General features: G+C 69.7%; 13 protein-coding genes. 3 read left to right on the top strand and 10 right to left on the bottom strand.

Features of this window, described 5'->3' with window-relative positions:
* Nucleotides 1-162 precede the first annotated feature (162 nt).
* The 3 genes from ACZ60E_RS45415 to ACZ60E_RS45405 form a co-directional block, all read right to left on the bottom strand.
* Nucleotides 163-909: a DUF6227 family protein gene (locus tag ACZ60E_RS45415; RefSeq protein WP_384816064.1), complete on the bottom strand. Its 747-nt coding sequence runs from the start codon at nt 907-909 to the stop codon at nt 163-165.
* A gap of 157 nt (nt 910-1066) precedes the next feature.
* Nucleotides 1067-2266, bottom strand: coding sequence for a L,D-transpeptidase (locus tag ACZ60E_RS45410; RefSeq protein WP_469448181.1), 1200 nt, complete (start codon nt 2264-2266; stop codon nt 1067-1069).
* Nucleotides 2267-2576: 310 nt separating this feature from the next.
* Nucleotides 2577-3605, bottom strand: a complete 1029-nt coding sequence (locus ACZ60E_RS45405; protein ID WP_469448180.1) for a P1 family peptidase — start codon at nt 3603-3605, stop codon at nt 2577-2579.
* An 86-nt stretch (nt 3606-3691) separates the two neighbouring features.
* On the opposite strand from ACZ60E_RS45405, the gene ACZ60E_RS45400 reads away from it, so the two are divergent.
* Nucleotides 3692-3874, top strand: coding sequence for a hypothetical protein (locus ACZ60E_RS45400; protein WP_384816057.1), 183 nt, complete (start codon nt 3692-3694; stop codon nt 3872-3874).
* Between the two features lie 64 nt (nt 3875-3938).
* Here the strand turns inward: ACZ60E_RS45400 and mscL are convergent, their stop codons facing one another.
* The 6 genes from mscL to ACZ60E_RS45370 form a co-directional block, all read right to left on the bottom strand.
* Nucleotides 3939-4421, bottom strand: a complete 483-nt coding sequence (gene mscL, locus ACZ60E_RS45395) for a large conductance mechanosensitive channel protein MscL (protein WP_384816054.1) — start codon at nt 4419-4421, stop codon at nt 3939-3941.
* Between the two features lie 135 nt (nt 4422-4556).
* Nucleotides 4557-5099: a hypothetical protein gene (locus ACZ60E_RS45390; protein WP_469448179.1), complete on the bottom strand. Its 543-nt coding sequence runs from the start codon at nt 5097-5099 to the stop codon at nt 4557-4559.
* Between the two features lie 333 nt (nt 5100-5432).
* Nucleotides 5433-6275 carry an S-methyl-5'-thioadenosine phosphorylase gene (locus ACZ60E_RS45385; protein WP_384810975.1) on the bottom strand — a complete coding sequence of 281 codons (843 nt, stop codon included), beginning with the start codon at nt 6273-6275 and terminating at the stop codon, nt 5433-5435.
* A gap of 107 nt (nt 6276-6382) precedes the next feature.
* Nucleotides 6383-6730, bottom strand: a complete 348-nt coding sequence (locus ACZ60E_RS45380) for an FmdB family zinc ribbon protein (RefSeq protein WP_384810977.1) — start codon at nt 6728-6730, stop codon at nt 6383-6385.
* A 69-nt stretch (nt 6731-6799) separates the two neighbouring features.
* On the bottom strand, nt 6800-8143 hold the full coding sequence (locus tag ACZ60E_RS45375; RefSeq protein ID WP_469448178.1) for an MFS transporter: 1344 nt from the start codon (nt 8141-8143) through the stop codon (nt 6800-6802).
* A gap of 439 nt (nt 8144-8582) precedes the next feature.
* Entirely contained in the window at nt 8583-10109 is a 1527-nt protein-coding gene (locus ACZ60E_RS45370; RefSeq protein ID WP_469448183.1) for a potassium/proton antiporter, read from the bottom strand.
* A gap of 231 nt (nt 10110-10340) precedes the next feature.
* Between ACZ60E_RS45370 and ACZ60E_RS45365 the strand changes: the two genes are divergently transcribed.
* Nucleotides 10341-13133, top strand: coding sequence for a penicillin acylase family protein (locus ACZ60E_RS45365; protein ID WP_469448177.1), 2793 nt, complete (start codon nt 10341-10343; stop codon nt 13131-13133).
* Between the two features lie 77 nt (nt 13134-13210).
* Here the strand turns inward: ACZ60E_RS45365 and ACZ60E_RS45360 are convergent, their stop codons facing one another.
* Nucleotides 13211-13825 (bottom strand): 5-formyltetrahydrofolate cyclo-ligase, encoded by a 615-nt coding sequence (locus ACZ60E_RS45360; protein WP_469448176.1) that lies wholly within the window; start codon nt 13823-13825, stop codon nt 13211-13213.
* A 94-nt stretch (nt 13826-13919) separates the two neighbouring features.
* On the opposite strand from ACZ60E_RS45360, the gene galU reads away from it, so the two are divergent.
* Entirely contained in the window at nt 13920-14822 is a 903-nt protein-coding gene (galU, locus tag ACZ60E_RS45355) for a UTP--glucose-1-phosphate uridylyltransferase GalU (protein ID WP_384810987.1), read from the top strand.
* The last annotated feature ends 4 nt before the right edge of the window (nt 14823-14826 follow it).

The following is a 14826-nucleotide window of genomic DNA, read 5'->3' as shown; positions in this document are numbered from 1 at the left end:
CAGACCCAACACCCCCCCCCCCCCGCCCCCCCCCCCCCCCCCTAGGGCGGGGGGGCCACCACCACCACCCCCCCCCCCCCCCCCCCCGCCCGGGCCCCCCCCCCCCCCCCCGCCCCACGGCCGTGTGCTGTACGTATCTCTGCCGATTCTCTCGGCTCTCCGTCAGCGCAGGTTGGCGGCCCGCCGCTCCATGGCCTCCCGGGCGTCCTCCTCCGACGCGTACACCTCGCACATGTGCCGTCCGTCGGGTGTCGCCGTGTGCTCGACCTCCCACAGGGACAGCTCACGGCCGTCCCGGAGCAGGAACCCGTGCTCGTAGAGCGAGAAGCACAGCCCCCTGCGGCCGGCCCGGACCGGTCGACCGAAGGCCTGGGTGATCTGGTGCGCAAACGCCCTGCGCAGCAGCTCGGCCATGTCCTCGCCCGGCCGGTCCGCGTTCTCGGCGCGCCGCAGCAGCCGCCGGCCGTGGTCCGCAGAGTCGTCCGGAACATACGCGTGCAGCGGTTCCGGAATGGCCGACAGCCGCACCAGCAGGGGCAGTTCGAAATCGGGCGTGTCCACGGGCAGCGGCAGGCGCGCGGTCGCGGTGCGCAGCTCTTCCTCGTCCTCGTAGACCTCGTGCTGGGTGTCCCGGCCCGGCGCGGTGTTGTGGACCAGCTCCCAGAGCGTGAGCGCGCTCCCATCGGCCAGCAGCCACGTATGGCGATACGTCTCGCGGTGCAGTCCCGCGCTGTGGTGCGCGGAGTGCAGTGAACTGTCGTGCGCCAGCGCTCGGTCGAGCCGCCCTATCGTGTCGTCCGGCAGCTCGAAGGAGTTCAGGGCACGACCGAGGAGTCGCGCGAGATGCTCCTCCGGAGACTCGGGCGACTCGGGTGGTTCGTACGCTGCCGTCTCGTACGGAACGCTCAAGGCTTCTCCCGGCGTTGCTGCATGTCACCTTGTGGGTGCATACCGTAGCCCCTCGGTCGGACATCATGTCCGGGAACCGAGAAAACGTACACACGAAAAACGCCGGGGCCGCGGGAGAAGTTCCCGCGCGGCCCGTGAAAACCACAAAACCCTTAGGTCAGAGGGCACTTCCGGCGGTCCATGCACTCCATGCCATGTTCCAGCCGTTGAGCCCGTTGTCCGGCGAGACCGTCTTGTCGGGGGAGTTCTTGACGGTCACGACGTCCCCGACGAGGGAGTTGTCGAAGAACCACTTGGCGTTCGTGTCGCTCCCGGCGCCCTGCACATCCGCGAGCCCGACGCAGCCGTGGCTGGTGCCCTGCTTCCCGAACGGCGGGTTGCTCCGGTCGTACCAGTAGTTGCCGTGGATGAAGGTCCCCGAGGTCGTCAGCCGCATCGCGTTCGGCACGTCCGCGATGTCGTACTCACCGCCGTAGCCGACCGTCGACCCGTTCATCCGCGTCTGCCGGAACTTCTCGGCGATCACCATCTGCCCGTTGTACGTGCTGTTGCCCGCGCTGCCCGTCGAGATCGGGACCGTCTTGACGGTCCGTCCGTCCCGCACGACCGTCATGGTCTGCGTGTCGGCGTCGACGGTGGAGACCTGCGAACGCCCCACCGTGAAGGTGACCTTCTTGTCCTGCACCCCGTAGACGCCGTTCGCGCCCTCGACGCCGTCCAGGTCGACCTTGGTCGTGACCTTGGAACCGGCCTTCCAGTACTCCTTGGGCCGGAAGTCCAGCCGCTGCGTCCCGAACCAGTGCCCGACCACCTTCTGCCCGCTGCTCGACGTGACCTCGATGTGCGACTGGACGTCCTTCTTGTTGGTGATCGCCTTGTCGAAGGTGAAGGACACCGGCATCCCGACGCCGACCTTCGCCCCGCCGTCGGGCGTGTACGTCCCGATGAAGCTGTTGTCCGTGGAGACCGTGGTGAAGGTGGACCTGGCCGCCGTGGTCTTCCCGCTCTCGCCCTTGGCGGTGGCCGCTATCCGGTACTTGGTCCCCCTCTCCAACCGCTTCTCGGGCTTCCAGCTCTTCCCGTCCCCCGCGACCGACCCCGGTACGTCGGCTCCGCTCGCCGACTCGGTCATCTTCACCTCGGTCAGCTTCCCGTCGCTGACCTTCACACCGGTCGAGTTGATCGACGCCCCCGCCGAGCCGTTCTTGGCGGAGATCGTGATCCGCGCGTCCTCGGATCCACCGGCCTTGTTGTCGGCCTTGGCGTCGCCGCCGCAGGCGGTGAGAGTCAGGGCGCCGACCATCAGGGCGGCACAGGCCGCCAGCGTGCGCCTCGCTGTTGCGTCGGGCGTTGTCACGGGCTGCTCCAGGTTCTCGTGGTGCGGGACGGTCGGTCGATCCGGTCCATGGACAGAAGATCCATGAACAAGGAGCGCAACTCCGACCGCCCGGGTTCCCCCAGCCCGCCCCTGACACCAGCACGTGACAGAGTCGGGACAATCCCAAGCCCCACGACCGCACTTGCCCACCACCCACCCCTGCCGCCCCGCGCGCTACCGGAGATACTCCGCGACGGCCCACGACATACGGCACACACGGCCCACGGCCCCGCAGGCCGCTACGGCGTCCGCCACGCTCCCCGCTGCCGCGGGAGAGAGGGAGCGCGCCCTACCCCCTCCCGTACAACTCCCCGTGCGACAGCCACATCCCGCCCGGGCCCTCCACCGACTCGGCGGCCCGTACCGCCCGGACGATCGCGCGGGTCACCAGGTCCGCTGCCGCGGCGAGGACATCGTTCAGGGCGAGGGGGTCCTCGGCGGCGAGTGGGCGTGCGCCCGTGGACAGGGCGAACACCGTGTCCCCGTCGTTCAGCAGATGCACCGGCCGGACGGCTCGCGCGATGCCGTCGTGTGCCGTGCCCGCCACCTTCTGGGCCTGTGCCTTCGACAGGTCGGCGTCCGTCGCGACCACGGCCAGCGTGGTGTTGAGCGGCGGGACCGAGTTCTTCGCCGAGGCCTCCGCCAGCCGCACCCGCGCCGCCCGGTGCACCTCCTCGGCCGGACAGCCCAGCTGCCCCTGGACCAACTCCCCGTACAGCGCCCCCGTCTCCGGCTCCAGCACCGAGCCCGCCGCGTTGGCGACGACGAGCGCCGCCACCGTGATCCCCGATTCGAGAACGGCACTCGCCGTGCCGACCCCGCCCTTCATCATTCCGACGGCCGCCCCGGTCCCGGCGCCCACGCACCCCTCCCGCACGGGCGCGCCCCGCTCGCTCGCCGCCGCGGCCTCCACCGCCTCGCGGCCCGTCGCCGCGTCCGGCCGGGCCCGGAAGTCGCCGCCCCGGCCCAGATCGAAGACGCAGGCCGCCGGCACGACCGGCACGACATGGTGCGGATCGGGGCCGACCCGCACCCCGCGCCCCCGCTCCTCCAGCCAGGCCATCACGCCCGTCGCCGAGTCCAGCCCGAACGCGCTCCCGCCGGTCAGCACGATCGCCTCGACCTTGTGCACCACATTGCGCGGATCGAGCGCGTCGGTCTCCTTCGTACCGGGACCGCCGCCCCGCACGTCCACGGCGGCGACCGAGCCGCCCTCCGGGGCCAGGACGACCGTCGTCCCGGTGAGCCAGCCATCGCCGATCCGCGTGGCATGTCCCACACGCAGCCCGGTCACATCGGTCAGAGCGTCAACAGTCATGAGCCCAGTGTCGACCCCGGCCCGGCCCTTGCCGGAGACCTCGGCGGACGCCCGGCCGCCCGCTCGCCTGCGCGTACCCTGAAGGTATGAGCGAAGCCGGAGCATCCACCCCGAAACCGCGTGAGCCCAAGGCCGCGCTGGTCTTCGACGACCCGCTGAGCCGGCAGTCCGAGGACGACACGGACCGCGGGTGGGGCGAGAGGCCGACCGCCGACAGCGCCGCGGACCTGGCCCGCTTCCTGGACGAGAAGCCGCCCCACCACATCTGATCCCACCCGCGGCCCAGCCGCCGGAGAGCCACCCCGCAGACCCTGCCCGCGCCCTCGCCCGCCGCTATCGCTCGCTGTGCCCGGAGCCGCGCTGAGCGACCAGGGCGTCGCGGATCTCCTTCAGAACCGCCAGCTCGGTGACCTCGATCACCTCCTGCGTGTTCTCCTTCGCCTTCTGGCGGGCCGCCTGCCGGGCGAGGTACTTGGACATCGGCAGCACCATCAGGAAGTACACGACGGCGGCGGTGATCACGAAGGTCAGCGTCGCGCTGAGGACGGTGCCCCACATGATGGGAATGCCGCTCGTCGCGGTCCCCGTCGCCTCGTCGAAGTCGCAGGGGGACTTCAGGCACGAGCTGTACTTGTCGAGGTCCTTGGTGCCGAAGGCGCCGACCAGCGGGTTGATCACGCCCTTCACCACGGAGTTGACGATGTTGGTGAAGGCGGCGCCGATGACCACCGCGACAGCCAGGTCGACGACGTTCCCGCGCATCAGGAAGGCCTTGAAGCCGTCCAGGATGCTCGGCTCCTTCTTCTTCTCGCTCACCAGGGGGACCCTTCTCGGTTGCACAGATTGTGGAATGAACAGCTCCGCAACCTACGTCAGGGTGCGGCGCCCCTGTCCAATTCCATAACTCCAACGAGCGACTTGACAGCCAAACCGCAACCCGCCTGATCATGCTCAGCACAAGGTCACCGCCAGTCGCGAGGTCACGCCTGCCCCGGCCAGCCGTGCGGCAGTCCTCCTCGGCACCGACAGAACGACCAGCGCCCCGCCCTCGGACACGCTGTCCAAGGACTCCGGAACCTTCGTCACCCGCACCCCACGGGCCACCACCCGTGCGTCACCCGCCGCCGACTGCTCGGCCGCGACCACGTCCACCCGATCACCGGGCCTGAGCAGCCGCACGGTCGCAGCATCGGCGATCCGCACAGGCGCGGTCACCATCTCGACCGCCCGCCGCTCCCGCACGGAATCCACCGCCACCGGCCGGGGCGGCCCCGCACCCCGCGCCACCACCTCCCGCGGCCCGGCCGCGACAAGGGCCGCCGCGGTCAGGGCCAGCCCCGCCGCCAGAGCCCGTCTCCGGCACCGGACCAGCCGGCGCAACTGATACCGCCCACCCCGAACCCGTACAGGAGCGAAGTGCGGCACCTGGCACGTACCGGGAACGTCCGTGCCCAACGGACGCGGAAACGAGGACAACTGCGACACGAGTACCACCGCCTGCGGTCGGAGATCGCTTTCGCCCCCAGACTGCGGCCTCACCAAAAATCCTGCCGACCCCCGTGGACAACCCCCCACTTGTGGAAAACCCCACCACCCGAAGGAGCCCTTCCACTCGCCCCCTCACAACCGACGCGAAGGGGCCGCGGCCCGCACCCGGCGACGAGACCCGGGAGCGGGCCGTGCCGGTACGTCGAAAGTCCGCCGCGTAGGGCTCCCGCAAAAAAGTCGGACCCTCCGACCAAGAGCCGTATGCACGGGGGCGGCGGACTCGACGTACCGGCACGGCCCGCTCCCACCCCCACGCCCCCTGGCAACGCCCCACGCCTCCTACGGCAAGGCGATCCCCGGATCCATCCCACCCAACGCAGAAGCGCACGAACAATCCCGCGAACCCCCCGCCGGCAGCCCCGCAACCGCGTCGAACAGAACCCCCCGCAACCGCCCCACATTCGCCGCGAACACCTTCAGCACCTCGTCGTGCGAGACACCTTCCCCCGCAGCGGCACCCGCGTCGAGATCGGTGACCAGCGTCATCGACGTGTAGCAGAGCTCCAGTTCACGAGCGAGCGCCGCCTCCGGATGCCCGGTCATACCGACCACGGACCACCCCTGAGCCCGGTACCAGAGGGACTCCGCACGGGTGGAGAACCGCGGCCCCTCGATCACGACGAGCGTCCCGCCGTCCACCGCCTCCCACTCCCGCCCACGCGCCGCCGCGAGCGCGACCTCGCGCCCGACGGGGCAGTAGGGGTCGGCCAACGACACGTGCACCACGTTCGGCGTCCGGCCACCGGCCACCGGCACCCCGTCGAAGAACGACTGGACCCGGGACTGCGTACGGTCCACGAACTGGTCCGGCACGAGCAGCGTCCCGGGCCCGTACTCGGGGCGCAGCCCGCCCACGGCGCACGGCCCGAGCACCTGCCGCGCGCCGACGGAACGCAGCGCCCACAGGTTGGCCCGGTAGTTGATGCGATGCGGCGGCAGATGGTGCCCGCGACCGTGGCGGGGGAGGAAGGCGACCCGTCGCCCGGCGATCTCGCCGAGGAAGAGGGAGTCGCTGGGCGGCCCGTAGGGGGTGTCCACCTGTATCTCGGTCACGTCGTCGAGGAATGAGTAGAAGCCCGACCCGCCGATGACGCCGATCTCGACGTTCTCCGTGTTCGCCATGACCGGCACCCTAACCGGGCCCTGAGGGAGCCGGAAAACGCCGAAGACCCCGCCGTGCGCGTGAAGCGCGACGACAGGGTCTTCGTAAGGAAAGGCGCGAGAACGCGTCAGGCGGCGTTGCTGCCGGAGGACGAACTCGTGGACGACGACTTCGAAGACGACGACTTCGAATCCGAGGACGACGACGAAGACTTGGAGTCCGACGAACCGGACGGCTTCGACTCGGACGACGACCCCGAGGACTTCGACGCCGAAGCGGGGCTGCTGCTCGACGACGAGCCGCGGCTGTCGTTGCGGTAGAAACCGGAGCCCTTGAAGACGATGCCTACTGCGGAGTACACCTTCTTCAGGCGGCCACTGCAGTTGGGGCACACGGTCAGGGCGTCATCGGTGAACTTCTGCACCGCCTCAAGGCCTTCGCCGCACTCGGTGCACTGGTACTGGTAGGTCGGCACTGTGTCTTCCTCCTGGCACTCTCACTCAGTGAGTGCTAACGACGGTCCATACTGACCTATTCCTCGGGATCAGTCCACTGTCACCGGCACGCGGTGACCCACGCCACGTGCGACGGTACGGCTCACGGCCGGCGGAGCGAGCCGCGAACGCAGGCCCACGAGGGTCGCCAGAGCGAGCAGCGTGCCGCCCATCGGGACCAGGAAACCGGCCCCGTCCCAGAGGCGGTCCTCCAACTGTCCGGCGATCATGACGGCGGCAGCCTGGCCGAGTGCGACCGCGCCGGTCAGCCAGGTGAAGGCCTCCGTGCGGGCGCCCACCGGCACCAGCTTGTCGACCAGCGTGTAGCCGGTGATCAGGGCGGGCGCGATGCACATGCCGACCACGAGTCCGGTCCCGGCGAGGACGATCACCGACTGGGCCGCCCACAGCCCGGAGGCGGTCAGGGCCAGGGCCGCGTACCCGATGAGGAGGCGGCGGCGCGGGGCCACCTTCCAGGCGATCGCGCCGCAGACGATGCCGGAGAGCATGTTGCCCGCGGCGAACGTCCCGTACAGGACGCCGTTCAGACCGGGCTCGCCGATGGACTCGCTGAACGCGGCCAGCGAGACCTGCATGCCGCCGAAGACGGCACCGATGCCGAGGAAGGCCACGATCAGCACCCGCACACCGGGGACGGCGAGCGCGGAAACGGCCTTCACGCGTGCGTGCTGTCCGTCACCGCCCCGCACCTCCGCACCCACAGACGGCTGGGAGCCCCGCTGAGCGGCGAACAGCAGGCCGCCCACCAACGTCAGCGCGGCCTCCGTGAGCAGCCCCGCAGCCGGATCCACGGCCGTGCACAGAGCGGTCGCCAGGAGCGGTCCGAACACGAAGGTCAGCTCGTCCGTGACGGACTCGAAGGCCGCCGCGGTCGTCATCAGGGGCGAGCCCTGGAGCTTGGTGCCCCAGCGGGCCCGCACCATGGGCCCGACCTGCGGGACCGAGGCACCGGTCGGCACGGCGGCGGCGAACAGGGCCCACAGGGGAGCGTCCGCGAGGGCCAGCGCGGTCAGGGACAGGCCCGCCAGCGCGTGCACGACGACGCCGGGGAGCAGCACGGCCCGCTGGCCGTGCCGGTCGGCGAGACGGCCGGTGAACGGCGCGAACAGGGCCATGGCGACACCGGTCACGGCGGCGACGGCGCCCGCGGTCCCGTACGAGCCGGTGGTGTGCTGCACGAGGAGCACGATGGAGATGGTCAGCATCGCGAACGGCTGGCGCGCGGCGAAGCCGGGGAGCAGGAACGTCCAGGCGCCGCGGGTGCGCAGCAGCTGCCCGTATCCCGGGCGCTTGGCGGCCGGAGTTCCTGTGGTGGCCGGAGTTCCGGAGGAATCCGGAGTCCCGCCGGTCTCCTGGGTGACCGTGGATGCCACGGCCGTGCCTTTCTGCCGCCTGGTAGCGCGGCCCCTGTGGCGGGGCGCGGGGCGCCGAGAGCTGTCCTCTTGCGCGGAACTGCGGTAGATACCGGGCCGCCCGCTGAGAGGGGCACCGCGGCCGCCATACGGTCGCGCCAGCACTGCGTCAGGCAGAGTTGGTTCGATCAAGTGTGCCTTGATGATACAGGCCCCACAGAAGCCGGACCTGTGAAAACCAGCACCTCCAACCCCGAAGCCTGGCTTTCACAACACGCCGCCCCCGGCCCCCGCCAGGCTTCGGGCCCCGCCAATCCCCGGCCCGCGCAAACCCCGGGTCTGCGCCAAGCGCCAGCCCCCACCAAGCGCCAGCCCCTGTCAGGCTTCCGGGCCCCGTCAGGCCCGGCCCCGCCAACCCCCGACCTCGCCAACCCCCCGCCCCCGCCAACCCGCCCCGCGCTCAGCGATCCCCGCCGGTCCCCAGCCAGTCCGCCAGCTTTCCGCCCTGCCCGACCGCCCGCAGTCGTCGCTCGGCGGCGTCCCGGACGGGGTCCGTCGCCACGACGAGCAGTTCGTCGCCGCGCCGCAGCACGGTCGCGGGAAGCGGAACGAACGATTCTCCACCGCGTACGACCAGCGTGACCGCGGCCCCCGCGGGCAGCCGCAGCTCGTTGATCTCGACGCCGTGCATCTTCGACCCGTCCGGGATGGCGACGGACAGCAGATGTCCGCGCAGCCGCTCCAGGGGCGCCGACTCGATCCCCAGGTCGGCGGTCTCGGAGTCGGATGTGGACAGTCCCAGTTTCCGGGCCAGCCAGGGGAGCGTCGGCCCCTGCACGAGGGTGTAGACGACGACAAGGACGAACACGATGTTGAAGATGCGACGGCTTTCCTCGATGCCGCTCACCATCGGGATCGTCGCCAGGATGATGGGCACGGCACCGCGCAGTCCGGCCCAGGACATCAGGGCCTGCTCCTGCCAGCGCATGCGGAACGGCAGCAGGGCCACCACGACACTCAGCGGTCGGGCCACCATGGTCAGCACCAGGCCGATGACGAGCGCCGGCCAGATGTCGTCGCCCATCTCGTGCGGGGTGACGAGCAGGCCGAGCAGGACGAACATGCCGATCTGCGCGATCCAGCCGAGCCCGTCGGCGAAGCCGCGGGTGGCGGGCCAGTGCGGCAGCTTCGCGTTGCCGAGCACCATCGACGCCAGATACACGGCGAGGAAGCCGCTGCCGTGGGCCAGTGCCCCGGCCGCGTACGCGGTGACCGCGATCGCCATGACCGCGATCGGATAGAGACCGGAGGCGGGAAGCGCCACATGCCGCAGCCCGTACGCCCCCAGGAAGCCCACCGCGAGCCCGATGGCCGCTCCGATGGCCAGCTCCAGCGTTATCTCGCCGATCAGGTGGTACCAGTGATCCACCGGACCGGCCGTGGAGAACGCCACGACGAGGATGACGACCGGGGCGTCGTTGAACCCCGACTCGGCCTCCAGGATGCCCGTCACGCGCGAGGGGAGGGGCACCTTCCGGAGTACCGAGAAAACCGCCGCCGCGTCCGTGGAGGACACCACCGCGCCGATGATGAGCGCCTGCCGCCACTCCAGCCCGATCAGGTGGTGGGCGGCCGTCGCCGTGACGCCGACGCTCACCGAGACACCGACGATCGCCAGTGAGGAGGCGGCCGGGAGTCCCGGCTTGATCTCCTTCCACTTCGTGCCCAGACCGCCCTCGGCGAGGATCACGACCAGGGCCGCGTATCCGATGACCTGGGTCAGTTCGGCGCTGTCGAAGTGGACGTCACCGATGCCGTCCTGGCCCATGGCGACGCCGATACCCAGGTAGACGAGCAGGCTGGGGAGTCCGCTGCGCGAGGAGATCCGAACCGCTGCCACCGCGACGAGCAGAACGAGCGAGCAGATGAGCAAGAGCTGGTTGAGGTGGTGGACAGTCAGCGGCTGTTCCCTTCTCGTCGTTCCGATCCTGCTGTTCCGAGTGGCACGGTCTGATCGGTTTCGTCAGCGCAACTACTTCGTTACCTTACCTAACTCTTGACGCTTTCTTGACGCTTGCCAGGGCAAGATCGAACTTTCGTCCGCTCGGGTACCCGACACCGCGTCAAGCCGGGGTTGGCCCTGCGCCTATGGTTGCTCCAGCGTTCAGTCAAATGGACAAGCCCGTCTGCCGCTCGCGTGAGGACAGCAAGGACAGCGATGCCCCCCAACACCACCGCATCTTCCGGTCAGAAGCCCGGCAAGTCCGGCAGGAAGAAGGGGCGCAGAGCCCGTCTGATCCTGATCGTCCTGGTTCTGGCCATTGTCGGCGGTGTCGCCTACGGGGCGTTCTGGAGCATCAGCACCGTCCGCGCCTCCTTCCCGCAGACCAAGGGTTCCATCACCCTCGACGGTCTGTCGGGGCCCGTGGACGTGAAGCGGGACGGCTACGGCATCCCGCAGGTCTACGCCTCGACCGACGAGGACCTGTTCATGGCGCAGGGCTACGTCCAGGCGCAGGACCGGTTCTACGAGATGGACGTCCGCCGTCACATGACGGCCGGCCGGCTCTCCGAGATGTTCGGCGAGAGCCAGGTCGACAACGACGAGTTCCTGCGCACGCTCGGCTGGCAGCGCGTGGCCGAGAAGGAGTACAGGACCAAGCTGTCGGCCGGGACGAAGAAGTATCTCCAGGCGTACGCCAAGGGGGTCAACGCCTACCTGAAGGGCAAGGACGGCGCGGACATCTCCCTGGAGTACGCGGCTCTCGGCTTCACCAACGACTACAAGCCCAAGGAGTGGACCCCGGTCGACTCCGTGGCCTGGCTCAAGGCGATGGCCTGGGACCTGCGCGGCAACATGCAGGACGAGATCGACCGCTCCCTGATGACGAGCAGGCTCGGCCCGAAGCAGATCGCCGACCTGTACCCGCAGTACCCGTACGACCGGAACAAGCCGATCGTGCAGGAGGGCCGGTACGACACCGTCACCGGCCAGTACTCGCAGGACAGCACCGACTCCGGCACGGGTACGGGCACCGGAACGGGCACGGGAACCGGCGGTACGCAGTCCGTGGCGGGCAGTGGGCTCACGAGCGGCGCCGAGGCCCCCGCGGGGCTGGAGAGCCAGCTGTCGGGCCTCTACGGCGTGCTGGACGACGTTCCCGAGGCCGTCGGCGTGAACGGCAACGGCATCGGCTCCAACTCCTGGGTCGTCGGCGGATCCCACACCATCAGCGGCAAGCCCCTGCTGGCCAACGACCCGCACCTGTCGCCCTCGCTCCCGTCGGTCTGGTACCAGATGGGCCTGCACTGCAACAGCCTCTCCGAGAAGTGCCAGTACGACGTCTCCGGATACACCTTCGCGGGCATGCCCGGTGTGGTCATCGGTCACAACAAGGAGATCGCCTGGGGCATGACGAACTCCGGCGCCGACGTCACCGACCTCTACCTGGAGAAGCTCACCGGGGAGGGCTACGAGTACGACGACAAGGTGCTGCCCTTCACCACCCGCAAGGAGAAGATCGACGTCGCGGGCGGTGCGAGCAAGAGCATCACCGTCCGGGAGACCAACAACGGACCGCTGCTGTCCGACCGCGACGACGAGCTCGTGAAGGTCGGCAAGAAGGCCGGTGTCGACAGCGCCGCCCCCGACCGCGGCGACGGCTACGGCATCGCCCTGCGGTGGACCGCGCTGGACCCGGGCACCTCGATGGACGCCGTCTTCGCGATCAACAAGGCGACCGACTGGACGGCCTTCCGCAAGGCGGCCACCCTCTTCGACGTCCCCTCGCAGAACCTCGTCTACGCGGACCGCGAGGACAACATCGGCTACCAGCTGCCGGGCCGGATCCCGATCCGCGGCGAGGGTGACGGCTCGCTCCCGTCCCCGGGCTGGGACTCCAAGTACCGCTGGACCGGCTACATCGACCAGGACGAACTCCCCAGCGAGTACAACCCGGAGCGCGGCTACATCGTGACCGCCAACCAGGCCGTGGTCGACAAGGACAAGTACCCGTACACGCTCACCACGGACTGGGGTTACGGCACCCGCAGCCAGCGGATCTCCGACCTCATCGCGTCGAAGATCAAGAACGGCGGCAAGGTCTCCACGGACGACATGCGCCAGATGCAGCTCGACAACAGCAGCGAGATCGCCAAGCTGCTGGTGCCCAAGCTGCTCAAGATCGACGTGCCCGACAAGGACGTCCGCGAGGCGCAGAAGCTCCTGGAGGGCTGGAACTACACCCAGGACGCCGACTCGGCCGCCGCCGCGTACTTCAACGCGACCTGGCGCAACATCCTCAAGCTCGCCTTCGGCAACAAGCTCCCCAAGGAGCTGCGGGTCAAGGGCCAGTGCCTGTACGTCGAACCGACCGACTCCACCGGCCCGGTCGACGACGAGGACGACAAGGTGCGCGAGTGCGGCCAGCGCGACGCGGACAGCGCCCAGCCGGACGGCGGCGACCGCTGGTTCGAGGTGGTGCGCAAGATCCTCGACGACGAGGACAACGACTGGTGGTCGGCGCCCAAGACGCGTACCGACACGGCCGTCGAAACCCGTGACGAGCTCTTCGGACGGGCCCTCGCGGACGCCCGCTGGGAGCTGACCGCCAAGCTCGGCAAGGACCTGGACACCTGGAGCTGGGGCCGCCTGCACCGGCTGTACCTGAAGAACCAGACCCTGGGCACCGAAGGCCCCGGCTTCCTGAAGTACATGCTCAACCGCGGCCCGTACAACATGGGCGGCGGCGAGGCGGCGGTGAACGCCACCGGCTGGAACGCGGCGGGCGGTTACTCGGTGGTCTGGGTGCCGTCGATGCGCATGGTGGTCAACCTCGACAACTTCGACAAGTCCAAGTGGATCAACCTGACCGGGGCCTCCGGCCACGCGTACAGCGCCCACTACATCGACCAGACGAGCAAGTGGGTCAAGGGCGAACTGCTCCCGTGGGTCTCCTCGGACCGGGCCGTCGGCAAGGCCACGTCGGACACGCTGGTACTGAAACCCTGACTGGCGTCGCCGAAGCCGAAAGGGCCCTCCACGCACGCGTGGAGGGCCCTTTCCCGTACCCGTGCGTTCCGGCCGGGTCAGCGGAACCGGTGAACCCCCGACGGGGTCACCGCCGCGTGCACCGGCCGGTCGTGCGGCTCCTCCGGTACGTGGCCCACCACTTCGGAGTCGTGCAGCAGCACCACCAGGGCCGGATCCGAGCCCGCCCGCTCCAGCCGCGCGAGCACCCGGTCGTACGATCCGCCGCCGCGGCCGAGCCGCATCCCGCGCCCGTCCACGGCCAGACCCGGCAGGAGTACGGCGTCGGCGCCGAGCACGCCCTCCGGGCCCAGGCGGGTGCCCACAGGCTCCAGGAGGGTCATCCTGCCCCCGTGCCGGACGGGCACGAGCGAGTCCGGGCCGGCGTAGGTGCCCCAGTCGAGGTCGTTGTCCGCGAGGAGCACGGGGAGCAGGACGTGGGCACCGCGCGCGTGGAGCGCGTCGAGGAGCGCACGGGTGCCCGGTTCGCTCCCCACGGAGACGTACGCCGCCACCGTGCGCGCACGCGCCAGTTCGGGCAGCTCCCGTGCGCGGGCCGCGAGAGAGGCCTCCGTCTCCCGCACGTCATCGGCCGTCAACCTGTCCCTCACCGTGAGGATCTCCCGCCGCAACGAACGCTTGGCAGAGTCCTCTTCAGGTCTCAGGTGGCGCATAGGTTTGTCCCGTACCCTTCATAATGCGCTCATATGAGAGCGAATTAACCGGAGCCACAGATTCACTACAAAGGCACCGGATATGGTGTCGGGCATGACTCAGTCGCACCCAAGGATCAGCAAGGCTGTCATCCCCGCAGCAGGTCTCGGTACCCGGTTCCTGCCGGCCACCAAGGCCACTCCCAAGGAGATGCTGCCGGTCGTGGACAAGCCGGCGATCCAGTACGTGGTCGAGGAGGCCGCATCCGCCGGCCTCGATGACGTCCTCATGATCACGGGCCGCAACAAGCGCCCGCTGGAGGACCATTTCGACCGCAACTACGAGCTGGAGTCGGCTCTTCAGAAGAAGGGTGACGCCGGCCGGCTCGCCAAGGTGCAGGAGTCAAGCGACCTCGCCACCATGCACTACGTCCGGCAGGGCGACCCCAAGGGCCTCGGTCACGCCGTGCTGTGCGCCGCCCCGCACGTCGGCAACGAGCCCTTCGCCGTGCTCCTCGGCGACGACCTGATCGACCCGCGCGACCCGCTGCTCAAGCGCATGGTCGACGTCCACGCGCAGTACGGCGGCAGCGTCATCGCGCTCATGGAGGTCGAGCCCGAGCAGATCCACCTCTACGGCTGCGCGGCCGTCGAGGTCACCGAGGACGGCGACGTCGTCAAGGTGACCGGCCTCGTCGAGAAGCCCGACCCGGCGGACGCCCCCAGCAACTACGCGGTCATCGGCCGGTACGTCCTCGACCCCCACGTCTTCGACATACTCCGCACGACCGAGCCCGGCCGCGGCGGCGAGATCCAGCTCACCGACGCCCTCCAGCAGCTCGCCGACGACGAGAAGATCGGCGGCCCCGTGCACGGCGTCGTCTTCAAGGGCCGCCGCTATGACACCGGTGACCGCGGCGACTACCTGCGTGCCATTGTCCGACTCGCGTGCGAACGTGAAGACCTGGGCCCGGACTTCCGGGCCTGGCTTCGCAGTTACGTCACCGAGGAGATGTAGCAAT

This window comes from Streptomyces sp. NPDC102514 (assembly GCF_055584525.1).
This window is presented reverse-complemented; position numbering and strand designations above follow the sequence as displayed.